Origin of the sequence: Gluconobacter sp. NFX36 (assembly GCF_049887835.1) — a bacterium.
GTDB lineage: Bacteria > Pseudomonadota > Alphaproteobacteria > Acetobacterales > Acetobacteraceae > Gluconobacter > Gluconobacter japonicus_A.
In genome coordinates this window covers 17,455-40,204 of sequence record NZ_JAGEKJ010000004.1, presented here as the reverse complement: position 1 = coordinate 40,204, position 22,750 = coordinate 17,455, and the positions used below count along the sequence as shown (strand labels likewise).

Sequence of the window (22,750 nt, the reverse complement as noted above, 5' to 3'; positions counted from 1 at the left end):
CAGGTGCGGCCTTATTGCGGTCCTGCGCCTTTCCGTCAAGTCATCTTTTCGAATCATGATAGATGATTCGGCGCAGTTTCCCGCCATTTTTGTCAATGAGGTATTATGATACCACATTTTTTCCGACCCTGATTTGCCCCTGACGTCTGGAGTGGTATCGTGCGGCCACCTTTTGGGACCATGACGTCCGGTCCCTGTGCTGACGAAAAACGGGATCAAAGAACGTGAAACGCCCCTGGCTCACAGCGAGCCTGCTCGCGGTCATCGCAGGAATGAGCGCCATTGGCATCAATCATGCCGCCACCGTCGCGCTAGACCGCGGAATTTCGCGGTTTCGCGCCGCTCTCCCTGCTGGCGCCACCTTGACTTACGCCTCTGCTCGCCCTGCTATCCTGGCTCGTGGAGCACTCCTGACAGATGTTGTTCTACAGAATGGAAACCTGACGTTCCGGGCTCATACCATGCGTCTCGGTCATCCCATCCCGACTCCTGATGGCGGCCTGATCCTGTCTCATCTGGACATGGAAGATCCCACTTTTCAGACCCCCAACAGCATCATTCGCGCTCATAGCGCTCACATGACACATCTTGTCACACCACCCCCTACTCCAGGGAAAAGCGGTCTTGAGGCCCTGGATTTCGGCAACATCATACTGGATCGCGGGACTGTCGATCATCTGTCTGTCCAGAACCTCTCACAAGTTCTTCAACCGAACGGAACACATTTCAACAGCCTGACAAGTGACAGCATTCAGATCGAAGGGTACGGGCCAGATCAGACGGCAACTGTTACCATTCAGAATGTCATGGGAATTGTGTCTCGCACGTCGCTTCAGGCAGACCGAACCTCGCACATGATCTCCCTGCAAATGTCGCTTCGGGATTTCAAAATCAAACAGCCTGAATTTTCTGCCTGGGTCGCGGCCCAGCAAACAGGCAATACCGCCTTATCCTATGCCATTCCGCCCGTTGAGAGCCTCAAACTCTCCAATGCCCAGATCATTTCTTCAGACCGATCCTTCAGACTGGATACGCTGACCGGGAAGGGGACAAGGAAAAACGGCAGGGACAACAGTACTTTCGAAGGGCAGGGATTTCATTTCCATTCCACTCAAGCGAAAACACCGGTCCATATCGATGGCCTCCACTCCACATTGACTTATACACAGGAGCGCGTAGCCGAAACCGGTGCAGTCCATGCACAAGCCCTTCTGGCAGTCCCAGACCTGACAGAACTTCATTTCACCATGGATCTGACAGGGCCATCCGATCAGCAACTCAAACTCTCTTCGTCCCAGCCCCTCCAGGATGCGGTTCGACTGGTTCAGACAACCCTGACCATCCATGGTGATCGCCTGATACAGCTTCTCCCATCCCTCAACGCGGGCCGCCCGCTGAACGGCACCGAACAGGATCAGGCCAAAACAGTTATGGCGCAGGGACTGGAAATGGCGCTGTCACCCTACCCTTCTCTCGCTGCCCTCCCCAACTATGTTGCCAATCCTGACAACCGGACGCTCTCCATCGTCTTTGCCCCCAAGCCTCCAATGGCTCTCACTGCCCTTTCCACACTGGCTTCGACACCTGTTGGCGCTCTGTCCCTTCTCTCCCCTGAAGCCTTGACGGTCACTGCTCAATGACCCTGCCATCCAGCTCAATAGCGAAAATCTGCGTTATCGGAGCCAGTGGCCGCTCCGGTGCAGCTCTTTGTCGGGCACTGATTAAAAGCGGACATCAGGTCATTGTCGTTGTCCGTAATCGTGGCAAACTGGCCCCTGACCTTGCAGAAGCTTGCATCGCGGTTCGCCAAGCAGACCTGACTGACCCTGTTGCACTGCCGATCGCGCTCGAAAATGCAGCGGTTGTCGTCAACACAGCACATGCAAGACATCTACCCGCCATTCTTGCCGCAACGAACGCCCCCATCGTTGCTCTGGGCAGTACACGCAAGTTTACCCGCTGGCTCGATGATCATGGCCGAGGCGTACTGGCTGGGGAAGCTGCATTACAAACGGATGGACGTCCTTCCATTCTGCTGCATCCAACCATGATTTACGGCGCCCAAGGCGAAGACAACGTGCAGCGCCTGGCTCTTCTTCTAGAACGGCTGCCGGTCATTCCCTTACCAGGCGGTGGCCGCTCGCTCGTTCAGCCCATTAATCAGCAGGACGTCACCCAGAGCATCATTGCGGCAATCAACCTGCTTCTTGAAGGGAAAGTCAGTGGACCAGAGAGCCTCGTTATCGCTGGACCGAATACCGTTTCATATCGAACATTCGTACGGATGATCCTGTATTTCTCAGGTCTCGGAGGTCGCCCGATCATCCCGTTACCCGGATGGTTTCTAGTGGCAGCGTCCCATGTGACGCGACACCTCCCGAAATTGCCAAAAGTGGCTCCCGAGGAAGTCCGCCGACTACTGGAAGACAAGAATTTCGACATCACTCCCATGCGGACACGACTTGGCATCGATCCAATCCCGCTTGAGGCCGGCTTGCAGAAGCTTTTATCGGAACCTCCTGCACACCTGACCTGAGCAGAACAGAGCTTTTCATCTTCTGAAACATTGACGGTTTGACCCATGAGGTTTTCATAGTCCCCACCTGGGCCACGCCCAAAAAGGGGGACACCTCACATGAAAGCAACATTTCTATCATCGGGCATGATGCTGTCCTTTGTCGGCTTTGCACTCTTCTCAATCAGCGATGCCTGCTCCAAAGGACTGGCAGGACACCTCGACCCTTTTGAAGTGGCTTTTTCTGGAGGTGTGCTGGGTTTCCTCATTCTGCCTTTCATTCGGAAACCTCACGAACCCTATTCCGACATTTTTGCAACTGACCGGCCATCCATGTGGCTGCTGCGCGCGGTTTCCACTTTTGTTTCAACAGCAGCCAGCGTCATGGCTTTCATGCTTCTGCCAATGCCTGAAGCACTGGCACTCATGTTCCTGATGCCCTTCTTCGTCACCCTGATTTCTGTTGGGCTTCTCAAGGAAAAAGTCTCAGGCTGGACGTGGCTTTCCGTCGCAGTTGGATTTCTCGGGGTTCTGATTGTGCTGCGCCCCGGCGTCCGGGCCTTTCATCTTGGCCATTTATGCGCCGTTATTGCAGCCGCAGCCAATGCTACCAGCGTCATTGCCTACCGACTGGCGGGTAATAACAGCGCCCGACTTTCCCTGTTCGGATCAAGTCTTTTCGGCCCCTTGATAGGCGATGGACTTCTGATGCTGACACACGCCAGCTGGCCACATGGCCTTGCAACCTGGGCGCTTCTGTTCGGATACGGTTTTCTGGCAGCTTTGGGCCAACTTTTCATGATGATGGCAACGGCACTCGCTCCCGCCAATCGCGTGGCCCTACCCCAGTATAGCCAAATGCTCTGGGCCGTAGCCTTCAGCTATGTGCTCTTTCATCAACCGCTGGATAGCTGGACTTTTGTAGGAATTGTTGTCGTCACGCTCTCTGGAATGCTGCACTGGATCCGGCAAAAGCTTCGCTACGAACGTATGGCCCTGGAAGATCACTGGCGCCGACATCATACGCCTGGACCACACTCAACGAAGCCATAAACCCTTGGCAGAGCAAAAAGAGCGTCCACCTAGTCATCGCCCCAGCGCCATTTCCATCCGCCTTCTGTTTTCACAGAACAGATCCAAAGCAGCACAATAACGGTCACAAGATCAATAACGAAGGAAAGAACCATGATCGGGATACTCTTGGCCCACATCATGAACAGATTAGTCAAAACAATAATTCCCATGGACACGATAATCGTGACGCGCCCCTCCCAGGTAATGGCGCGCCCGGTTCCGTAACTATATCGTTTCGCTGCGAACCACGGTCTTTCCATGACAATGCTCCGTTCCTGAACTTCCCATCCTATACGTTACAATTTCGATATAATTTCATCAAGAATTTTTGCTCCTTTCCGGAGCTTGTAAATGCATTTTCAAACTATGCTTTAGCGTTTTGCACTCATAGGGTCGGAGGCTCGTACTTAATGGACCGTTCGACCACCTGCTTCCTGCCCCAGAAAATAATCTCCAAGAGACCTGAAGAAAAGCCTGTAACGGTCCAAAAGCTCGTTCTTAACCTGTCCGTCTAGCTCTCGATGCCATCTGGTTAGCAAAGCGCCCAAGCACTCAGGCTCTTCCTGCCTCTGCCATCTCTCTAAAGCTCGCCGTGCAAGCGTCTTTGTCATAATGGCATCAGAAGAAGAAGGCCGAACACAAGCCTTATTGGGAGTAGCTAGAGGCAGCTCATCGTTAGAAGCATCACTGGACCACTGAGGAACCCACCCAGAGCCCAACGGCTCCATATCGGCTTCCTGAAGGACCCGATTAAGATGATTGCAGATTGCTGAAATGACCGCATCTCGACGCCTCAGGGCCTCGAAACGACATTGCGTCCCGAGTGTCCGCACGATGTCTCTACGGCGTCCTGTGATGGACCCTGTGGCTTTGCCAACGTCAAACCAACGGTCTTTGGGAATGATGAAGCGAACGCAATACGTGCGTCCACGCAGGGTCAAATGGTGCATGGTCAGAAGCCCTTGGAATGATCCAAAAGGCATGACGCTCGACCCATGAAGCAGCGTTAGAACCCGCAAGAGCTCTGAAGAACTAACTCATTGATTTTATTTTGGAAAAGAATGCTGGGGCGAATGACGGGGATCGAACCCGCGACAACCGGTACCACAAACCGGCGCTCTACCGACTGAGCTACATCCGCCACACAGCGATGCGTTCTTTAGAGAAAGCCGAAGCAGGCGTCTAGCCCTTTCTCAAATTTTTCTACAAATTTTTCAGTTCAGATCACAGGCACGCCACCAGTCACAGCTATATTCGCCCCTGAGACATAACTTGCCTCATCACTGGCCAGAAAAACGTAAGCTGCAGCCAGCTCTGCTGGCTGGCCAGGACGCTTCATGGGACTATCCGCACCAAAGTTCCGAACATGCTCGCCATCCATTGTCGCCGGGATCAAAGGTGTCCAGATCGGTCCCGGCGCAACCGTATTAGACCGAATACCCTTTTCAGCCAGAAGTTCTGCCAGTCCACCACTGAAATTCAGAATGGCACTTTTGGTCGCTGAATAGGCAAGCAGCTTCGGCTTGGGCCGATCAGCATTCACCGAGACCGTGTGGATCAACGAGCCACCCGATGGCATATGCGGAACGACAAGACGGGACAACCGAAAGACAGCCCCCGAATTGGTATCGAACGTCAGATCCCATTCGTCTTCACTGACTTCGTCCAAAGAGTCCCGCTCAATCTGAAACGCAGCATTATTGACCAGCACATTGACCTCGCCAAACTCGGCGACAGTCTTGTCCACAATTTCCTTACAAACAAAACGCTCCTTGATATCCCCCGGCAGAAGCAACGCTTTACGCCCCGCTTTCTCAACCCAGAGTGCTGTCTCACGGGCATCTTCTGTTTCTTCCGGCAGGAATGACAGCGCGACATCAGCCCCTTCACGAGCAAACGCAATAGCAACTGCACGACCAATTCCAGAATCGCCGCCTGTAATAATGGCGACCTTTCCACGCAGCTTCCCACTCCCGACGTAGCTCTGCTCTCCATGATCCGGCTTTGGCGTCATCTCGGACGTCTGACCAGGAATACGGTCTTGCAAAGGCGTGTCGAACGGGGGTTTCGGATAGTTACTCATAGAACGCTCCTCATAGTCAGTGAAACGCCAACGTCCTAACAACACGGAGTGTTCAATCACCACCTGCCATTTTCTGGCAGAAACGCTTCATTCAGAAAGCAAGTCGCGTTACACTGAATGTCTCATTGCCGCGCCGGGCCCGAATACGTCGCAACCCTTTTGACCTTGCATCCTCAAAGGACTGAACATGACACCCGCTCTCTACCGCCGTCAGTGGGGTGAAAACCCGCTGCGTGAGGTTCTGGCTGGCATGGTCGGCACATTTGCCCTCATTCCAGAAGTTATTGCCTTCTCTTATATCGCAGGGGTCTCCCCGGCTGTTTCCCTCTTCGCCTCTTTCATCATTTCGATATCGATCGCGATTTTTGGAGGCAGACCTGGCATGATCTCCGGAGCCGCAGGCTCGGTTGCTCTGGTTGCGGCTCCCCTCGTCCATGCTCATGGCGTACAGGCCATGATCCTCGCGACCCTGATCGCAGGAGCCCTGCAAATTGTCTTTGGCCTGCTCAGGCTGCAAACCGTCATGCGCTTTGTCTCGGCCGAAGTCCGCACAGGCTTCGTCAATGCACTGGCCATCATGATTTTCTCCGCACAGGTGCCCCAGATGCTCGGTGTGGGCTGGGAAACATACGCCCTTATTGCTCTGGGACTGGTCGTTATTTATCTGCTTCCGAAAATCTCGGATGCCATTCCCTCTCCCCTGATCTGTATCGTCCTGCTGACAGCCATCACCATGCTGCATCCGATGCCGGTTCATACGGTGTCAGATCTTGGCGAGCTACCAACAGGCCTTCCTCACCTGACATTCCCCCATATCAGCTTTGATTGGGCCACCGTGTCGATCGTTTTGCCTTATGCTGTCGCCATGGCAGCGGTTGGACTGCTTGAATCCATGATGACCGCTTCAGTCGTCGACGATCTGACAGATACGCACGGCAACCAGCGCATGGAATGCACAGGGCTCGGAATTTCCAACATTCTCGTTGGCGCTTTTGGCGGCATTGCAGGTTGCGGCATGATCGGTCAGACCGTCGGCAATCTGCGCTATGGTGGCCGCGGACGTCTTTCGACCTTCACTGCCGGTGCGTTTCTTTTAGCCCTGATGGTCCTGCTGCATCACTGGGTCGGCCAGGTACCTATGGCCGCGCTCGTCGCCATCATGATCATGGTGTCCATCAGTACGTTCTCATGGTCCAGTCTGCGTGACATGGTTCGCCAGCCAAAACTCTCAACATTGATCATGTTGATCACAGTTGTTGTTGTCGTCCTGACACATGACCTCGCAGCAGGCGTTCTGGCTGGCGTCCTGCTATCAGGCGTCTTTTTCGCATGGAGAGCCGCAGCACTCCTGACCATTAGTACCCATCGCGATGGCTCGACGGAAATCTATACAGTCGCGGGACAGGTTTTCTTTGCGTCAGCCGAGGGCCTCTACGAAGCCGTCGATTATCTGACAGATGCAGACACTGTTATTCTGGATCTGACCCATGCCCGCTTCTGGGATGTGACGTCTGTTCAGGTCCTCGAAAAGACACTGGAGAAGCTACGCAACCATGGGCGAACCGTAGAAGTAATGGGTCTGAAGCAGGACCAGCACAGCATCATTGCGTCGCAGTCTGACAACGCCCTGCTCGCAATGTAATTCTACTGGCAGGCCCCATCGCATCTCTACCGGAAGCGGGGTACACAAGACGGGCCCCGCGACCGCCAAAGGACACTCCTTCCGGATGCTACGCTTTCTGAATGCCTGCCTTCTGTGCAGTGGCCTGCTTGTCGCAGGTTTTCTTCCCGTTGCAACAGCACGTCCGGTTTCCCTGACCTCCTCAAGCGCAATAACTCCAATTCCTGCTGCGGCTCAGGCGCTTATCAAACACTACAAGATGCAGCGTATTCCCGCGGAAGGGGGATGGTTTGCGCAACTCCAGCGGGCAACCGAAACCATTCCGGGGTCAGCGCTCCCAGACCGCTATGACGGCATTGCGCACCCTCTCTCAACAGCAATTCTTTTTGTCGAGACGCGGCAGGATTTTTCTGCGCTTCATAAACTCAAGACCGCCGAAATCTGGCATTTCTATTCCGGCGACCCCGTTCATCTCCTTCTCCTGCATCCAGATGGCATCGCAGAAGACGTCGTTCTGGACCACGATCATCCTGCCTATGTTGTCCCGGAGAATGTCTGGCAGGGTTCTTCTCCCGTAGGACCCGCAGGCTGGTCTTTTGTTGGAACCACAATGGCGCCCGGCTTTATTCAGGAAGATTTCAAGCTTGGCGAACGCAAGATTCTCAGTCAGCGTTATCCTGCATTCCGCAAACAAATTACGGCCCTGACCCGCACGAAAGACCAGCCCCAATGAGTCTCAGATACGGCATTTTTGCGCTTCTGTTTGCACCCGGCCTTGCTGCGGCACAGGTCGTGCACCCCGAACATGTTCCTGCCATGTATCCAGCACCAGGAAGCACATTACAGGAATTTGTAGGGATCGGTTCAGTTCTGCTATCGACCCATCAAAGCATTGCCCTGTTCACTCTAGCCCCTGGAGCCGCCTACCCCGAGAGCTACAATAAAGCTTCTGAAGAGATTTATCTCATCCACTCAGGCAAAGGCACGGTCTGGCTTGGAGAAGATAAATCCTCTGTTCAGGCTGGAGATATTGTTCGCATCAGCCCCCGCCTCAGACACCATATCGCGGCGGCAGAAGATTCATCCCTCACCTTTTACGCAATTTCTGCCCCACCTTTTACAGCCAATGATTATGTACAAACCCAGCGCCACTAATTTCCTTCGAAAAATTTAATAGTCCTGCTTGAACTCCAGCATTAAAAACCTTTGTCGCGCGGGCTCAGGAAACAGATGACAAGAGTGAGAGCATCCTACCTGTTCGGTTTTCCATACAATCTTTAATGTTGCGGTAAGCAAACCTCCATACTTTGGTGCAGCGAAAACTGTATTAACCCCCTATGCAGTTGCCCGCCTCTTCATCCGATGCGCAATCTTTACCGCGCAAGCATACTCGCGATCATCGCGTGGATGCGTTGCGAGGGGCTGCCCTGCTAATGATGCTGGCAGACCATGTGCCAGATAACCTCATCAACCGCATCACGATCCGAAATTTTGGATTTGCCGATGCCGCAGAAATCTTTGTGATGCTGGCAGGATATGCGTCTTATCTGGCTTATGGCCGCCTGATTGACCGGGAAGGCTGGAGCAGCGGCATCAGGCGCATTCTCTCCCGCTGCGCCAAATTATACCTTTATCAAACAGCCATGACGCTTGTGTTCGTCTGGACCGTCCGACACTGGCGTCACTATGAACCTGTGCCTGAATATATCCTCGAACCACAACTCGCACATGGCTATGGTTGGCTCTGGCGTATCCTGACGTTCGATGCGTTACCGAGCTATCTGAATATTCTGCCTCTCTACATTGTTCTTCTGGCGCTTTTCCCGCTGATTTATGCCGTGCTCAAAAAGAGCGTCTGGCTGCTACTGGGTGGCAGTGCTGCGATCTGGGCCGTCGCGAATATTGATCCACGCATTACCATTCCAAACTGGCTGGACCCGAATGGGTGGTATCTCAACCCGTTCGGCTGGCAATTTCTCTATATTCTGGGTGTATTAGGCGCCGTCTGGGCCTCACGGCATCATGGCGATCTTCCCGCCAGAACCTGGGCAAAAGTGCTCTGCGGCGGCTACCTGATCGGCGCGTTTGTCCTGTGCTTCCCATACGAATACTGGCATCTCGGTGGCCTGAGGCTGTTTCCTGCACCGCCGAATAATGGCAAATCCACTCTCGCCATCTGGCGGTTGTTCGACATCATGTCGATCTTTTATCTGGTGCAATCCTCCAGCCTGTTGCGACGCTTTTCTGCAGACAAACTGGGGCAGGTTCTGGCTCTTCTGGGCCGAAACTCACTGGAAGTGTTTTCATTCGGCACAGTCCTTGATCTGCTGGGACGGCTCATCCTTGGCAGCTTTGGCACGGGCCTCGGACTTCAGATCATCATTAATGTTCTAGGACTGATCCTGACATTCGCTCTGGCTGTTCCGCTGGACCGCTCCCGCCAGAAGGCGAAAGCGGCCAGAGCCAAAGCGTCTCTTCAGGCGGCGACCGTACGCCCGGGATAACTGAGCTCAAAGCGTTCCCGGTCCATGGGAAACAGACGCACAAACACGTCCATTCCATTTTCATGATCCAGACGCTCTACCACCTCCCCATGTTGGTAGAGCCATGCAAGAGCTGAACCATCCTGGAGCGAAAGCTGGACACGGATATCGAGCATGGCCTGTGTCAGATACTGGTCCAGCGTCTCAAAAAGATCCGGAATGCCATCGCCAGTGATGGCGGAAATTGCAACCGCGTTTTCCCGCTTTGGAACAGCTTCAACGCCGCCCATCAGATCGGCCTTATTCAGAACCTCAATCGTCCGCTCCGGCCATTGGGCATCCAGCATGCCATCACGCACCATGCCGTCCAGAACACTCAGCACATCCGCACGCTGCGCAGCACTATCCGGATGGGCGATATCACGCACATGCAGGATAACATCCGCCTGAGACACTTCTTCAAGTGTCGCCCGGAAAGCCGCGATAAGTTCTGTCGGCAGGTCACTAATGAAGCCTACAGTGTCGGACAGAATGACATTCCGCCCGGACGGAAGGCGAAGCGCACGCATAGTCGGATCAAGCGTTGCGAAAAGCTGATCCTGAGCATGAACCGAAGCACCAGTCAGAGCATTGAACAGCGTGGATTTACCCGCGTTCGTATATCCCACCAGAGCCACAATCGGGAAAGGAACACGCTTGCGGGCATCTCGATGCAGGCCGCGTGTCCGCCGCACCTTCTCCAGTTCCTGTTTGATCTTGCCAATCCGCTCGGCCAGCATCCGGCGATCCGCTTCCATCTGCGTTTCACCTGGGCCGCCAAGGAAGCCAAAGCCACCGCGCTGACGCTCAAGATGGGTCCAAAGACGGACCAGTCGTGAACGCTGATATTCCAGATGCGCCAGTTCAACCTGAAGCACACCTTCTCGCGTCGCCGCGCGCGCACCGAAAATATCGAGAATGAGTCCCGTTCGGTCCATGACCTTGCAGCCAAGGGCTTTTTCAAGATTGCGCTGCTGACCCGGCGAAAGGCGCGCATCGACGATGACAACATCAACCTGATCGAGCTTCACAGCCTCGGCAAGCTGCTCCACCTGCCCGCTTCCAAGCAATGTTGCCGGACGACGTGCCCGCAGCAGGATCGCGGCCTGACGAACAATGACAAGACCGATGGAAGCAGCAAGACCGACCGCCTCTTCCAGCCGGGCATCAGCAGCGCGAATATCTTCCTGCGGTCCAGTCTTTTCCCATGGAAGAATGACCGCAGCACGTGTTGCAGGCTTTTTGGTATCAAATCCGCTCAAAGTTCATTTTCCGCAAAGCGTGGGAGCGCTCCCACCGGCATGATTGTACTGATGGCATGTTTGTAAATGAGCTGAACGTGCCCATCACGACGCAAAAGAAGGGTCTGGCTGTCAAACTGGGCCACCACCCCCTGAAGCTTCACGCCATTGACCAGAAACACCGTAACAGGCGCTTCGGTCTGATGAAGATGCTGGAGAAAAACCTCCTGCACGGTTTGTGTTCCGGCGGGAGGATTGAAAGATTCTGACGTCACGATGCGGGTGTCTCGCCGGTCCTGAAAAGAAAAGGGAATAAAGTCACAGAGTGCTCAACTTCCGACAGCAGGAGAAGTGGAGCGATCTTCCTGTGTCGTCACACCCAACTGCTTGAGTTTGCGGTGCAAGGCACTTCTTTCCATGCAGACAAAATTGGCTGTCCGGCTAATATTGCCGCCGAAACGCATCAACTGAACCTGAAGATACTGGGTCTCGAACAGATCACGTGCTTCACGAAGCGGAAGGCTCATGACGTCTGCCCCGGAGTTCAGCCGTGTCATGGAAGGTGCCCCCTGACTGATGCTGGAAGGCAGCATATCAGCCCGAATGGGATCACTCCCCGAGCCCGGCATCATGATCAGGAGACGTTCCATCAGGTTCCGCAACTCGCGAACATTGCCTGGCCACTCATAAGCCTGCAAGGCAGCCAGCGCATCTACGGAAAGCTCACGGATTGGCAGTCCGGAAGACTGGGCACAGCGCTCAAGAAAGTGCTTGGCCAGACCCGGAATATCTTCCCGGCGCTCGCGCAACGACGGAATACGCAGCGGTACGACAGCCAGACGGTAATACAGATCTTCCCGGAACCGATGCGCCATGATCTCAGACTGCAGATCCCGGTTGGTCGTCGCGATGACACGAACATCCACCTTGATGCGCGTATTCCCGCCAATCCGTTCAAATGTCTGATCCTGAAGGGCACGGACAATCTTGCCCTGCGTCTCCAGAGGCATGTCGGCCACTTCATCAAGGAGCAATGTCCCCCGATGGGAACGCTCCAGAACGCCTCGACGCGCTGGTTGTCCATCGCTACCCTCAAGGCCGAAAAGTTCTTCCTCAAAGCGGTTCGGAGCCAGTGTGGCACAGTTCAGGGCAACGAACGGACCTTCCGCACGGCGGGACCGTGCATGGATCATGCGCGCGGCCACTTCCTTGCCGGAACCAGCCGGGCCGGTAATCAGCACCCGGGAATTGGTGGGGGCTACACGCTCAATCTGAGCACGAACTGCCGAAATGGCTGCACCTTCCCCAGAAAGCGTCGTTTCCGGGCCAGCCCTCAGCTTCAGTTCTGCATTTTCCCGCTGAAGACGCGCAGCTTCGAGGGCACGCTGCACCACAACCAGCAGCCGGTCCGACTGGAACGGCTTCTCGATGAAGTCATAGGCCCCATGCTTGAGACTGGCCACAGCCGTTTCAATCGTCCCGTGGCCCGAAATCATGACTGCAGGCATTCCCGGCTCTTCGGCCCGCATGGTCTTGAGCAGTTCAAGACCATCCAGCTTTGAACCCTGCAACCAGATATCCAGAATAGCCAAAGACGGCCTGTTAGCCCTGAAAAGCTCCAGAGCCTGATCGGAGTTCGCGGCCGTACGGGTCGCGTATCCTTCGTCGTTCAGGATACCCTCGATCAGGAACCGGATGTCCGGCTCGTCATCGACGATCAGAATCTCATGTTCCATCTGTCATCCTCATGATCCGGCCTTCCTTCTCTCCCGCACCGTCCGGCTCCGCCAGAGGCAGAGACAGCGTGACGAGCGTCCCGCGCCGCCCATTGGACGGATCAGGGTCCCGATCGGTGAGTTGAAGCATCCCGGCATGGTCCTCCATGATCTTTTTGACAATCGCAAGACCGAGGCCCGTGCCCTTTGCCTTGTGTGTCACATAGGGCTCGGTCAGCCGGTGGCGTTCCCCCGCTGGCAGACCAATCCCGTCATCTTCTATCCCTAGCAGGACATGCCCGTCCCGAATGTGCAAGCCCACCACAATGTGACCAATTGGCTGCACCAGCCCTTCAGGACCATTTTCTCCCGGTTTTCCGCGGCCTGTCATGACAATAGCATCAGCTGCATTCTGTAGCAGATTTGTCAGTGCCTGCCCTATGAGTCGCCGATCACACCGTACAATCGGCCCGGAAGGCGGAAGATCGACCGTTTCAAACACAATGTCCGGATGGGCATTTCTCTGAAGAACGAGAGCTTCACGACAGATCCTTGAAAAATCCTCATTTTGCATGACAGGCTGCGGCATCCGCGCGAAGGCTGAGAACTCATCGACCATCCGGCCGATGTCGCCAACCTGTCGGACAATCGTATCCACAAGCTGGGTATAGGTGTCCGGGTCGCTCTGGATTTCCTTCAGGAACCGCCTTTTAAGCCGTTCTGCAGCAAGCTGGATCGGCGTTAAAGGGTTCTTGATTTCATGAGCAACGCGACGTGCGACATCGGCCCATGCGGCCTTACGCTGTGCTGACTGAAGGGCGGTAATATCGTCAAAGGTGACAACATAGCCCGCAACATCCGTGCCACGCAGTTCTGCCACAACCCGGACCAGAAGTGTCCGGCCCGCTCCAGCACCACCACCTTCACCCGGACCACCGGGACGCTGCGCCCCGTCCGTATCCACCTGAATTTCATCCGTGTGTACCCGATCAGGGGCTAGACGGGCCTTGTCGAGCAGAGCGGAGAACTCTGGAACACTCACAGAAAGCTTCGTGCCGATGGCAGGCTTCAGATCCCGTTGCAACACAACAGATGCTGCACGGTTTGGGAGTTCAATCACCTGCCCGCGATCAAGACCAATCACACCCGCCGACACACCCGCCAGAACAGTTTCCGTAAAGCGGCGGCGCTCATTGATCTGATCGTAAGCCTGCATCAGTTCCGAACGCTGGCTCTCAAGCTGATCCGTCATCCGGTTGAAAGCACGGGACAGGCCCACAACCTCATCGTCCTTTTCCCGACTGGATTTTGCGGGAACCGGCACGCGGACACCCAAGTCCCCCTGAGAAATCCGTGTCGCAGCAAGAATCAGAAGACCCAGCGGGTTGGCAATACGGTTCGCCAGAGCAAGACCGGTCAGCATACCAACCGCGAGAACCAGCAACCCCATCAAGCCGAAAATCACCACGACCGTGACCTGCGTCTTGCCGCGATTGGAGATCATGCGCTGGTAGTCCTGCACGAGTTCATTCGTGCGGCGCATGTGCTCCAGAACTTCCGGATCGACAGGCCGGGTAATCACCAGCATCAGGCCGGAATTTCCGCCCAGCGACACCACAGCACGGACAATCCGCTGATCCGGTCGGTCCAGAATGGCAACGTCCCCTGCACGCGCCATTTCCACAACTGATTTGGGCGGCAAGGCAGGTCGCGCGTTCATGTCGGTGTTACCCAGAAGTCCCCCCACCCCCAGAACCTTATTGGTCAGGGGATCAAAAACTTCTGCATCCGTCAGGCCACGCTCATAGACCTCGTCATCCAGGAGTTCCTGAAGACGCGCCGGATTATGGAAGAGATCCGTTCCATGCGTGAACAGTTCATCGTTCTGGATGAGGATGAGCGTGTTGGCGAGGGCAAACGCTTCCGTACGGATATTGTCGTTATGTTCCTGCAAATATCCGGCAGCGACAGACCGCGCTTCTGTCAGCGCATTACTGACACGATTGGAAAACCAGATTTCCACGCCATAGTGGAAGAACAGCGCCGCCACAGCGCCCACAACGATCGTCGGCGCAACGGCCACAATCCCGAACAGGGTGATGAGCCGCGCATGCAACCTCGCCCCAGCCAGCCCCAGCCGCCGCTCTGCCAGCATCCGCCCGATCTGCACCACGCCCGCCGCAGTGATGAGCATGAGCATGATGAAATCAAGCAGGAAAATGATCGCCTGCACCTGCGGACGGTGCGCAAGTGACATTCCCCCTGCAAGAACAACAAAGGTCGCAAACGCCAGAACCAGCGCCATCACGGTCAGGAGAACCACCCCGTTGGCGCTTGTCAGTCGTCTCAGCAAACGCCCCGGAGACAAAACACTCACTCGTCACTTCCCTTTGGAACCGTGATATCCAGTTCCCTAATCTTCTTGCGCAGGGTGTTACGGTTCAGACCAAGCATGGCCGCTGCCCGAAGCTGATTACCGCTTGTGCGCCGAAGCACCATGGTGATGAGCGGCCGCTCGACTTCCCCAATCACGCTGGCATGCAGATCACCTGCATCATTTTCAAGACCGGTTTCAAAATACTCGGTCAGCGGACGCTCCAGAGCTCTGGCCAATCCCCGAGGGCGATCATTTCCAGCTCCGGGAAGCCGACAGACCGCACTGATCCGTTCTGGCCCGAGACGCTGAGATGGCTCGAATGCCGTCAGCCAACGATGCAATCCGGCCTGAAAACCACCTTGCCGCAACAACAGGGTCAGGTCATGCCGACTGGCAGCAATAATTCTGACATCCGCTTCCAGACGTTCGATTTCCTCAATAAATCGAGCCTGCAAAGCCGGATCCAGACAATCGATCTCATCCACAAGCAGAGTGCCGCCCTGGGCTTGCGTAAACCATCCCGATTCACGGCCTCCGAACAGGGCTTCTTCCCGCAAAGCGCAGGGAGTGGCGGTCAACGCAGCGACAATGAAAGGCTTCCGGGCTCTACGGCTATGGCTATGCAGACGGCGCGCCACATCCTGCCGATCCAGCCGAGAGGCCCCATAAAGAAAAACCGGCCGACAGGCGTCATCCGCCAGAAGGGGTTCAACCTGCGTCATCATGCCTGACGATCAAGGCAACGATCAGACAAGAGATGCCTCACGACCTCAGGCTGCCTCACTGCATCCATCACGCGGCATACTCCCCGCAGGACCATTCTCTCGATCCCTTACGACGCCAGCCTCAATGTGCCGATCATAGAACTCTTCCATCATCCCGATCGCTTCCGGCGCGTTATCCACGCGATTAATGGCAGAACGGAATGTCGCAGAGCCCGGAAGCCCGGCGGAATACCAGGAAACATGCTTGCGAGCGAGCCGCAGACCGGGACGTTCTCCGAAGTGATCGAGCATCATCCGGTAATGGCGCAAAGCAATGGATTTTTCTGTCGCCAGATCCGGATCAGGGACATCCTGTCCCGTTTTCAGGGACTGAGCGACCTGAGCCGTGAACCACGGCCGCCCATAACACCCGCGCCCGATCATCACGCCATCCGCCCCGGACTGATGCAACGCTTCACGTGCATCGCGGATCGAATTGATGTCCCCATTCACGATCACCGGCAAACCGACAGCGTCCTTCACGGTCTTCACATAACGCCAGTCGGCCGTCCCGTTGTAGAACATCTGACGCGTACGCCCATGTACCGTCACGAGCCTGATTCCACTCTCTTCCGCGATTTTCGCAAGCCGTGGCGCATTCAGGGAGTTGTGATCCCAGCCCATCCGCATTTTGAGCGTCACAGGAACATTGACCGCGCGTGCCGTCGCCTCAAGGATTCTTCCGGCCTGCACTTCATCACGCATCAGGGCCGAACCAGCCATCTGCCCGATCGCAACCTTCTTCACGGGGCAGCCGAAATTGATGTCGATGAGGTTAGCCCCTCCATCGACCGCAATCTTTGCAGCCTGCGCCATGGCTTCCGGATCACAGCCCGCAAGCTGTACGGCATTCGGGCCATTATCAGCCGGACGCGCCATACGCATGGTGTTCTCGTTTTCCCGGATCATCGCCCAGGACGCGATCATCTCAGACACCACAAGCCCGGCGCCCAGGTCGCGTGCAAGCTGACGGAACGGCAGATCCGTCACGCCCGAAAGCGGAGCGAGGATCACCGGGTCTTCGATCACCACACCCTGGCCAAGATCAATCGGCGCAAGAACGCGGTTCGGGGGAACGGAAGGAGAGGAAGCTGTCATGACACTGCCAATTTACCGATGCGTCCACGCAAGCGCAAACGCTCCTTTACCACGAAACCGTCAATACCCTTGAAACGCTATGGCCTCACATCCCTTTCATACCCTGCAAGGCGGGGCCGGAGCCTTCCATGCCGCACATCACTGCCAGTGACGGAACCCGTATTTACTACGATGAGCAGGGGCACGGCCGACCGCTCGTCCTCATTCACGGATGGACATTTTCCGGACGGTTCTTTCACCGCAACATAGAAGCCCTGTCAGAACATGCGCGTGTCATTACCATGGACCTGCGCGGTCATGGCCGTTCAGACAAACCGAAACATGGCTACCGTATCGCCCGTCTTGCTGCTGATCTGCGGGACCTCATCGGAACATTGAATCTTCAGGACACCACGGTTCTGGGCTGGTCCATCGGATGTCCAATTATCTGGTCCTATCTGGAACTGTTCGGGCAGGACCGGCTCCGAAGCGCCATCTTCGTGCAGCAGACACCGAAACAGTACTATTCACCGACCTGGAAGCTCGGCCATGCCACCTGCTACGATCAGGCAGGGCTAGCATACCTTCAGCAGCAGGTTTTTCTTGATTCCGAGAATTTTGATCAGACCAATCTGGCAGACTGCCTGAGCCACGAAATCCCCCAGGATGAAAAAGCCTTCCTCCTGCGAGAAATGGCAGCAAGCCCCGATTACGCTCGTGACGCCATGATGGCCGATCATACGACGCAGGACTGGCGGGATGTGTTGCCGCATTTGAGTCTGCGGTCCCTCATGATGGTCGCCGAGAAAGACAAGATTCTTCCTGCTGGCGGCCCTGCCTGGGTGGCAGATCACATGCCAAACTGTGAAGCCGTCTTCTTCAAGGACAGCGCCCATATGGTGTTCATTGATGAAACGGAGAAATTCAATCGAACCGTCATCGAGTTCCTGAAAGGCTGATCCCATGACCCTGCCTTTCCTGTTCGGTATGAACGAATTCACCACCCAACCCTGGTCTTTCGAAAAAGACGTTGCGCATTACAAAGCCGCTGGCGTTCAGGCCATCGAAATTTGTGAAGCTAAGCTGGACCCTGCGTGCATCCATGAACAGATGACCCTGACCGCCAGAAGCGGAATGGTCATCAGTGCAATTCAGCCGTCAGTTCGTACATTCTTTGAGAGCCGAATGGCTCCCAGACCCTCCGAGCCAGCCCAGAGGGTTGCACGTCTCAGAAAAAGCATTGAGACGCTCGCGCCCTATGCGCCGGGCACCGTCTTCGTCACCAACACGGGCGCACCACCAGACGGCAACATGCATCGGGTCATGGATGAAACTGTCCGATATCTGCGAGACCTCTGCCCTCTGGCAGCCGATCTTGGCGTTTCTTTATCACTGGAGCCGTTGAATCCGACCTCTGTAAATATCGAAAGCGCCATCTGGACCATTGATCAGGCGATGGACATCATTGACGGTGTCGGTCATCCGGCCATGGGATTATGTCTCGATTACTGGAACATCTGGCAGCAGGATGACGTCTGCTCCGCCATCTACCGTGCCGGAGACAAGATCAACGTCCTTCAGGTCAGTGACTGGCGCGCACCTTTTTCCACTACGGACCGCCTGATCCCCGGTGACGGACTGATCCCGCTGCACGATCTGCTTCATGCCACGTGGGAGGCCGGTTTCCGCGGGGCCTGCACGGTCGAAATCTTCTCATCCGATGTGCCGGACAGCCTCTACGATGGTGATCTCAATGATCTGATTGCAGCCTCTCGGGAGGGGCTGGAACAGGCATGGCAAAAAGGCTGACCTCAGCCTGTAGGGCCGATTTCCAGCCGATGCCTCGCAAGACCGGCTTCCGTGATCACGAACCGACCGTCCTCACGCAACCGCACAAACCCCATGCGCTCAAGACGTTCCAGGCAGGGCTGGTCCCGTAACCCCATTGGGCGTCCGGCATCGCCGCAAAGAAGCAGACGATGCAGTGTCGAGCGACAGCACGTTTCGAGATAGGGTTCGTCCCACATTGTTCCGCGTCTATCGCGTCCCCACGCTGCCGCCAACCCCTCTGGCATCACGTTCTACCCGCCCCTGTGCACCATGCGTCGGTTTGCGGTAAGGAAAAGACCCATGATTGATCTTGGAAAACTGGCCACCCCCCTCCTGCATCGCTTTGACCCGGAAACGGCGCACGAGCTTGCCATAAACTCCATGGCCCTCGGCCTCGGGGGGGCTGCCCCGAAAGACGTTCCGGCTCTCGCCACCCGTGCATTCGGTCTTCGCTTTCCGAACCCGATCGGTCTGGCAGCAGGCTTTGATAAAAATGCGCGCGCCGTCCGGCCTCTGGCCAAGCTTGGATTCGGCCATGTGGAAGCCGGGACCGTGACACCACGTCCGCAGCCCGGTAATCCGCAGCCACGCCTGTTCCGCCTGCCGGAAGACGGAGCCATCATCAATCGTATGGGATTCAATGGCTGCGGGATTGATCGGTTCTGCCGCAACCTCGCACGTCTGCACCGCCCGATGCCCAATGGTCGCATACGCGGTGCGACCGTGCCTCTGGGCGCGAATATCGGCATTAACAAGATCGGCGCAGAACCCCTGCGGGATTATCCAGAACTCGTCTCCCGCGTCAGTCCATATGTGGACTATGTGACGATGAACCTGTCGTCCCCCAACACACCGGGCCTGCGAGATCTTCAATCCGCCCAGATGCTCACGGATCTTCTGGCTGCGATCAATACCCGCAATCCAGATCGCCTGCCTCTTCTGGTCAAGCTTGCACCCGATATGGATGACAGTTCTTACGAGCCCATTCTTGAAGCGGCCATCGCGGGCGGAGCGCAAGGGTTGATCCTGACAAACACAACCATCGCTCGACCCGCTGGGCTTCACAGTTCTTACGCGACAGAAACAGGTGGCCTTTCCGGACGCCCGTTAGCCCCCCGCTCCCGGGAGGTCCTGAAAGTCGTTTCGCGTCTTAACAAAGGACGCATCGCCCTGATTTCCTGCGGCGGCATTGAAACAGGGGACGATATTCTCGACCGCATCTGTACAGGCGCCGATATGGTTCAAATCTATTCGTCCTTCGTGCTCCAAGGCCCCGGCATTCTGGCACGCTTGAAGACGGAGCTTCTAAAAGCCATGCGCCGCAAAGGCTTCGAGACGATTTCTGATGCGCATGGCTCTTCCAAGCCTGCCTGATACAGCCTTTTCCTGACAGCCAGTTATTTTCAGCGCCCCTGTTTCCTGTAGCAGGGGCGCTTTCTGTTTTGTCGTCAGAAAATTCTGACAGATCAGAACGGATACATGCCCTTCCTGAACCTTGCCCCCTTCAGATCGTTGACATGATCATCCACACCAGGAGTGAAAGCGCCACATGAAAGAGCATAGACCCACAAGGCCCAGAAAAACCGGGCGAACCCGCCTGACCCGCAATGGTGCCTTCCTTGCCCTAACGCTCTTTTGTGGCACGCCTCTTCTGCCTTCTGCCACCCAGGCAGCGCCTCCTTCGGCTGCACAGACCACACCACAGAAAATCCCGGCTGACACGAATGGTGGGCTTGGATGGAGTGCTGTTTCAGACACGATCAATCGGCAGCTTGAAGACAGTTCTGCAACTCTCAAACAGATCTTCGCCACACTCAACCGCGCCGACGCCAATATTGGCAGCAGTGAACTGGACGATCTGTCAGCCCGAACCCAGCGGGTTCAACAGAATACACAGGACGCCCTGAACCAGATTCAGTCCTACGACGACATAACGGATTCCTACCTCAAGATTCTTGGCCCCAAGGCGGCAGACAACGAAGACAGTTCCGTCACCGCCCAGCGCACGCGCCTTCAGCAAAATTCGCAGGCGGTCAAATCAGCATTGATGCGTGCCAAACTCTATAACCTGCAGGCCCAGCAACTAAATTCAGCTGTGGCCACACGGCGTACCCGCTTGCAACAGGCAGCCCTGTCAGAACGTACCGTTTCTCCGGCAGCACCAAAATTCTGGCACGCCCTTCTGACCGAACGCCCTGAAAACCGCTCATCCCTCCATCCCGGTGGCGTTCTGGCAGACTGGATGATGCTCCTCATCGGCGGCATCGGAAGTCTGGTTCTGATCGGGGCCATCTCGCCTTTTACGCTGAAAGCCCTTTCCCGTGCCGGAGCAAGATTCCGCACGTCCGCCGAAAACGGCGTGAAAGACGCACTGGCCAGCAGTATTCTTGCCATTACCCTCAACGGTATTCTCTGCGCGGTCTTCAGCGGGATTGTCTGGCTCATCTGGAGTGCAGCGGCCCTTGATACGGAAGGCGGTCCAATTGCCCTGACACTTGGGGAGAGCCTTCCTGTCTGCGGCTTTATCATCGGCGCTGGCCTTCCTGTCTTTGGCCGCAAGGGTGTTCTGGCAGAAGGAAACCCCGGAGAACGGAAAGCGCTTCGGGGCGTGGACTGGATGCTGGCACTCAGTATTCTGTCTCTGAACCTTCTTCGGGCTTTTCAGGCGCAGGACGTTTTCGGCCCGACCCTTCAGACGCTGCTGGAAATTGTTTTCTCCCTAGGGGTTGGTCTGTGCGCGATTGATGTTTTCAGACGCCTGGGCAATCAGGACGATACGAAAACATTCGCCCCCACAGCGCTTGGACTATCGTCTCTGGTCTTCGGTATCTCGTTGGTCGCCATTCTGCTGGGCTATGTATCTTTTGCCTTCTCCCTGAACGGCTGGCTGCTCTCAATCGGTACGGGTCTGGCCGTCGTCGTTCTACTTGGCCTGTGCTGGCGAAGCGTGCTGGATCATGTTTTTGAGTCGGAAGGGCGCTTCAGTGTTCGCCTTCATGCGCTTGGCCTTTCATCCCGGCGCCTGACCCAGATCAGTGTCATTTTATCCGGACTGGGCAACGTCCTGCTGCTTCTGCTGCTTTTCTCGATTGCACAGACCGATGGCAGCTTCAGCATGGGCGATATCGGAAACCGGCTGAAGCTTCTGTTCGTCGGCAACACGATCCATGGCGTTAAAATCTCGCTCGACACCGTTGTTCTCTGTGTCGGCCTGGTGATTGTCGCCTACTATCTGATCCGCCAGACAAAGCACTGGATCCGGGATCGCTTTCTGCCGACAACGCAGTTGGATATCGGCGCGACCACATCCATTCTCAGCATCTTCACCTACTGCTCCTGGATCCTCGTCGGCCTAGGCATTCTTTCGATTGCCGGCCTGTCCGTCCAGAATCTGACATGGGTGGTGAGCGCTCTGTCTGTCGGTATCGGTTTTGGTCTTCAGTCTATCGTCCAGAACTTCGTATCCGGCATGATCCTGATGGCAGAGCGCCCTGTTCGCGTTGGAGATCTGGTCGAGATTGCTGGTGCCAAGGGAGACGTTAAACGCATCAGCATCCGTGCAACCGATATCAGCCTGGGCGATGGCTCTACGCTTATCGTGCCAAACTCCCAGTTCATTACCTCCAGCGTAAAGAACTGCACCACTTCCGGTTCGACAAGCGTATTGACCCTGAACTTCAAGGTGCCCAGCACGGCCGATCTGGATAAGGTGAAGTCCCTGCTGATCGAGGTCGCGGCACAGCGTCCCGAAGTGCTGTCAAATCCGGCTCCGTCCGTAAAGGTCAGCGCCTTGTCCAACTTCAACCTGACGATGAGCCTGAGCGTCCGCATCATGTCTGCACGCGATGGCGGTGGCGTTCAGGATGCCATCCTGTTTGATGTTTTCCGCCGTTTTGGCGCAGAGAACATCACGCTCACAACAGCCTGAGGC

General features: G+C 55.9%; 21 protein-coding genes and 1 tRNA gene. 11 read left to right on the top strand and 11 right to left on the bottom strand.

All coding sequences use genetic code 11. From position 1 onward, the window contains the following. Positions 1-224 precede the first annotated feature (224 nt). From J4P41_RS05065 to J4P41_RS05055, 3 genes are all read left to right on the top strand, one after another. A complete protein-coding gene (locus tag J4P41_RS05065; protein ID WP_426066326.1) occupies positions 225-1,640 on the top strand; it encodes a hypothetical protein in 1,416 nt (471 codons plus the stop codon). Further along, positions 1,637-2,536: an SDR family oxidoreductase gene (locus J4P41_RS05060; protein WP_426066325.1), complete on the top strand. Its 900-nt coding sequence runs from the start codon at positions 1,637-1,639 to the stop codon at positions 2,534-2,536. Before J4P41_RS05065 ends, J4P41_RS05060 begins: the two co-directional genes overlap by 4 nt. Positions 2,537-2,635: 99 nt before the next feature. Further along, positions 2,636-3,568 (top strand): DMT family transporter, encoded by a 933-nt coding sequence (locus J4P41_RS05055; protein ID WP_426066324.1) that lies wholly within the window; start codon positions 2,636-2,638, stop codon positions 3,566-3,568. 29 nt (positions 3,569-3,597) lie between these two features. Here the strand turns inward: J4P41_RS05055 and J4P41_RS05050 are convergent, their stop codons facing one another. The 4 genes from J4P41_RS05050 to J4P41_RS05035 all read right to left on the bottom strand — a co-directional run bounded on the left by J4P41_RS05050 (position 3,598) and on the right by J4P41_RS05035 (position 5,672). Then, positions 3,598-3,849: a hypothetical protein gene (locus J4P41_RS05050; RefSeq protein WP_426066323.1), complete on the bottom strand. Its 252-nt coding sequence runs from the start codon at positions 3,847-3,849 to the stop codon at positions 3,598-3,600. Positions 3,850-3,996: 147 nt separating this feature from the next. Continuing rightward, positions 3,997-4,572 carry a hypothetical protein gene (locus J4P41_RS05045; protein ID WP_426066322.1) on the bottom strand — a complete coding sequence of 192 codons (576 nt, stop codon included), beginning with the start codon at positions 4,570-4,572 and terminating at the stop codon, positions 3,997-3,999. 82 nt (positions 4,573-4,654) lie between these two features. Further along, positions 4,655-4,730, bottom strand: a tRNA-His gene (locus tag J4P41_RS05040). A 78-nt stretch (positions 4,731-4,808) separates the two neighbouring features. After that, a complete protein-coding gene (locus tag J4P41_RS05035; RefSeq protein WP_426066321.1) occupies positions 4,809-5,672 on the bottom strand; it encodes an SDR family oxidoreductase in 864 nt (287 codons plus the stop codon). Between the two features lie 187 nt (positions 5,673-5,859). Here J4P41_RS05035 and J4P41_RS05030 point away from each other — a divergent pair, with 187 nt between their 5' ends. From J4P41_RS05030 to J4P41_RS05015, 4 genes are all read left to right on the top strand, one after another. Beyond that, complete coding sequence (locus J4P41_RS05030; protein ID WP_426066320.1) at positions 5,860-7,314, top strand: SulP family inorganic anion transporter; 1,455 nt, start codon at positions 5,860-5,862, stop codon at positions 7,312-7,314. Positions 7,315-7,399: 85 nt separating this feature from the next. Beyond that, positions 7,400-8,026, top strand: a complete 627-nt coding sequence (locus J4P41_RS05025) for a cupin domain-containing protein (RefSeq protein WP_426066319.1) — start codon at positions 7,400-7,402, stop codon at positions 8,024-8,026. Further along, a complete protein-coding gene (locus J4P41_RS05020; RefSeq protein WP_426066318.1) occupies positions 8,023-8,448 on the top strand; it encodes a cupin domain-containing protein in 426 nt (141 codons plus the stop codon). Before J4P41_RS05025 ends, J4P41_RS05020 begins: the two co-directional genes overlap by 4 nt. Before the next feature lie 182 nt (positions 8,449-8,630). Then, positions 8,631-9,797 (top strand): OpgC family protein, encoded by a 1,167-nt coding sequence (locus J4P41_RS05015; protein ID WP_426066317.1) that lies wholly within the window; start codon positions 8,631-8,633, stop codon positions 9,795-9,797. Here the strand turns inward: J4P41_RS05015 and hflX are convergent. From hflX to dusB, 6 genes are read right to left on the bottom strand one after another with little or no spacing between them, the layout of a single operon-like run. Further along, on the bottom strand, positions 9,770-11,077 hold the full coding sequence (gene hflX / locus J4P41_RS05010; RefSeq protein WP_211568371.1) for a GTPase HflX: 1,308 nt from the start codon (positions 11,075-11,077) through the stop codon (positions 9,770-9,772). The two genes, J4P41_RS05015 and hflX, sit on opposite strands and share 28 nt — an antisense overlap. Next, on the bottom strand, positions 11,074-11,331 hold the full coding sequence (gene hfq / locus J4P41_RS05005; protein ID WP_426066316.1) for an RNA chaperone Hfq: 258 nt from the start codon (positions 11,329-11,331) through the stop codon (positions 11,074-11,076). The genes hflX and hfq overlap by 4 nt, the downstream gene beginning before the upstream one ends. Positions 11,332-11,385: 54 nt before the next feature. Beyond that, entirely contained in the window at positions 11,386-12,792 is a 1,407-nt protein-coding gene (locus J4P41_RS05000; protein ID WP_010502315.1) for a sigma-54-dependent transcriptional regulator, read from the bottom strand. Further along, positions 12,782-15,148 carry an ATP-binding protein gene (locus tag J4P41_RS04995; protein WP_426066315.1) on the bottom strand — a complete coding sequence of 789 codons (2,367 nt, stop codon included), beginning with the start codon at positions 15,146-15,148 and terminating at the stop codon, positions 12,782-12,784. The genes J4P41_RS05000 and J4P41_RS04995 overlap by 11 nt, the downstream gene beginning before the upstream one ends. After that, complete coding sequence (locus tag J4P41_RS04990) at positions 15,145-15,873, bottom strand: sigma 54-interacting transcriptional regulator (RefSeq protein ID WP_426066314.1); 729 nt, start codon at positions 15,871-15,873, stop codon at positions 15,145-15,147. The genes J4P41_RS04995 and J4P41_RS04990 overlap by 4 nt, the downstream gene beginning before the upstream one ends. 45 nt (positions 15,874-15,918) lie before the next feature. After that, positions 15,919-17,010 carry a tRNA dihydrouridine synthase DusB gene (gene dusB / locus J4P41_RS04985; protein WP_023943362.1) on the bottom strand — a complete coding sequence of 364 codons (1,092 nt, stop codon included), beginning with the start codon at positions 17,008-17,010 and terminating at the stop codon, positions 15,919-15,921. Between the two features lie 128 nt (positions 17,011-17,138). Between dusB and J4P41_RS04980 the strand changes: the two genes are divergently transcribed. Continuing rightward, positions 17,139-17,948 (top strand): alpha/beta fold hydrolase, encoded by an 810-nt coding sequence (locus tag J4P41_RS04980; RefSeq protein ID WP_426066313.1) that lies wholly within the window; start codon positions 17,139-17,141, stop codon positions 17,946-17,948. A gap of 4 nt (positions 17,949-17,952) precedes the next feature. Continuing rightward, entirely contained in the window at positions 17,953-18,798 is an 846-nt protein-coding gene (locus J4P41_RS04975; protein ID WP_426066312.1) for a sugar phosphate isomerase/epimerase family protein, read from the top strand. A gap of 2 nt (positions 18,799-18,800) precedes the next feature. Here the strand turns inward: J4P41_RS04975 and J4P41_RS04970 are convergent, their stop codons facing one another. Continuing rightward, positions 18,801-19,016: a hypothetical protein gene (locus J4P41_RS04970; protein ID WP_034880564.1), complete on the bottom strand. Its 216-nt coding sequence runs from the start codon at positions 19,014-19,016 to the stop codon at positions 18,801-18,803. A 103-nt stretch (positions 19,017-19,119) separates the two neighbouring features. On the opposite strand from J4P41_RS04970, the gene J4P41_RS04965 reads away from it, so the two are divergent. Together J4P41_RS04965 and J4P41_RS04960 are read left to right on the top strand one after the other, a co-directional pair. Next, positions 19,120-20,193: a quinone-dependent dihydroorotate dehydrogenase gene (locus J4P41_RS04965; protein ID WP_426066311.1), complete on the top strand. Its 1,074-nt coding sequence runs from the start codon at positions 19,120-19,122 to the stop codon at positions 20,191-20,193. A 175-nt stretch (positions 20,194-20,368) separates the two neighbouring features. Continuing rightward, entirely contained in the window at positions 20,369-22,747 is a 2,379-nt protein-coding gene (locus J4P41_RS04960) for a DUF3772 domain-containing protein (RefSeq protein ID WP_426066310.1), read from the top strand. The last annotated feature ends 3 nt before the right edge of the window (positions 22,748-22,750 follow it).

Coding starts and splice junctions, on each gene's coding strand:
- J4P41_RS04960 (WP_426066310.1), top strand. CDS start 20,369: ATGAAAGAGCATAGACCCACAAGGCCCAGAAAAACCGGGCGAACCCGC.
- J4P41_RS05050 (WP_426066323.1), bottom strand. CDS start 3,849: ATGGAAAGACCGTGGTTCGCAGCGAAACGATATAGTTACGGAACCGGG.
- dusB (WP_023943362.1), bottom strand. CDS start 17,010: ATGACAGCTTCCTCTCCTTCCGTTCCCCCGAACCGCGTTCTTGCGCCG.
- J4P41_RS05060 (WP_426066325.1), top strand. CDS start 1,637: ATGACCCTGCCATCCAGCTCAATAGCGAAAATCTGCGTTATCGGAGCC.
- J4P41_RS05020 (WP_426066318.1), top strand. CDS start 8,023: ATGAGTCTCAGATACGGCATTTTTGCGCTTCTGTTTGCACCCGGCCTT.
- J4P41_RS05015 (WP_426066317.1), top strand. CDS start 8,631: ATGCAGTTGCCCGCCTCTTCATCCGATGCGCAATCTTTACCGCGCAAG.
- J4P41_RS04980 (WP_426066313.1), top strand. CDS start 17,139: ATGCCGCACATCACTGCCAGTGACGGAACCCGTATTTACTACGATGAG.
- J4P41_RS04975 (WP_426066312.1), top strand. CDS start 17,953: ATGACCCTGCCTTTCCTGTTCGGTATGAACGAATTCACCACCCAACCC.
- J4P41_RS04965 (WP_426066311.1), top strand. CDS start 19,120: ATGATTGATCTTGGAAAACTGGCCACCCCCCTCCTGCATCGCTTTGAC.
- J4P41_RS04990 (WP_426066314.1), bottom strand. CDS start 15,873: ATGATGACGCAGGTTGAACCCCTTCTGGCGGATGACGCCTGTCGGCCG.
- J4P41_RS05035 (WP_426066321.1), bottom strand. CDS start 5,672: ATGAGTAACTATCCGAAACCCCCGTTCGACACGCCTTTGCAAGACCGT.
- J4P41_RS05055 (WP_426066324.1), top strand. CDS start 2,636: ATGAAAGCAACATTTCTATCATCGGGCATGATGCTGTCCTTTGTCGGC.
- J4P41_RS05000 (WP_010502315.1), bottom strand. CDS start 12,792: ATGGAACATGAGATTCTGATCGTCGATGACGAGCCGGACATCCGGTTC.
- J4P41_RS05030 (WP_426066320.1), top strand. CDS start 5,860: ATGACACCCGCTCTCTACCGCCGTCAGTGGGGTGAAAACCCGCTGCGT.
- J4P41_RS05045 (WP_426066322.1), bottom strand. CDS start 4,572: ATGCCTTTTGGATCATTCCAAGGGCTTCTGACCATGCACCATTTGACC.
- J4P41_RS04970 (WP_034880564.1), bottom strand. CDS start 19,016: ATGTGGGACGAACCCTATCTCGAAACGTGCTGTCGCTCGACACTGCAT.
- J4P41_RS05025 (WP_426066319.1), top strand. CDS start 7,400: ATGCTACGCTTTCTGAATGCCTGCCTTCTGTGCAGTGGCCTGCTTGTC.